We start from the raw sequence: 673 nt of genomic DNA on the forward strand, positions 1-673 counted from the left end.
TACGGCTGACCTGTGTAGCCGTTACCATAGTTAACGGCAGCTTGTGCACCTACAGAAAGTAAAGAACCAGTTGCTAGTGCAAGTATAGTTTTTTGTAGAGTTTTCATTATTAGCTCCTTCAAGTAAATGTGGACAAACAAGTTATTTAGTTGTATTGACCATTTGGCCCTATCGCCTTGTTTGCTAACGATGGGTACATAGTAACAAACTATTTCAGACACTCTGTCAGTGTTTAATGGTATGAGAGTTAAGATTTGAAAGCATTTGTCAGTGCTCGGGTTACAAAGGCTGATATATGAAACTTTTTGTTACACATCACGTTTTTGTGCAATAATCCCTACTCATTGTGTTCCGCGTATACTGACGAATAAAGAAAAAGGACGGTTCTGTATGTCAGCTTCTATCAACGCAAAGCTACAAACTGCGCTCTTACAACTCAAAGACAAACAGCAGTATCGCAAATTACCAGATATCGAACATCAAGGACGGTATGTAATCGTTAATGACAATACCCTATTAAATATCGCTAGCAACGATTATCTAGGTTTGGGCAGTGATGCTGAGTTGCAGCGTGAGTTTTTTGAGTTTATTCAGCAATCAATGGACTGTTTGCCCAAAATGAGTGCAACATCATCGCGTCTGTTAACTGGTAACGATACACAGCTACAGGCGT

The 673-nt window shown here is 39.7% G+C and carries 2 pseudogenes; one reads left to right on the plus strand and one right to left on the minus strand.

The annotated features are described in order from the left end of the window. A pseudogene (locus ACS8FC_RS17970) lies at nucleotides 1-155 on the minus strand (porin family protein); the annotation flags it as partial. A 235-nt stretch (nucleotides 156-390) separates the two neighbouring features. Between ACS8FC_RS17970 and ACS8FC_RS17975 the strand changes: the two are divergent. Then, nucleotides 391-673, plus strand: a pseudogene (locus tag ACS8FC_RS17975) (8-amino-7-oxononanoate synthase); the annotation flags it as partial.

The sequence above is a fragment of the Psychrobacter sp. 1Y4 genome (genome assembly GCF_051847555.1).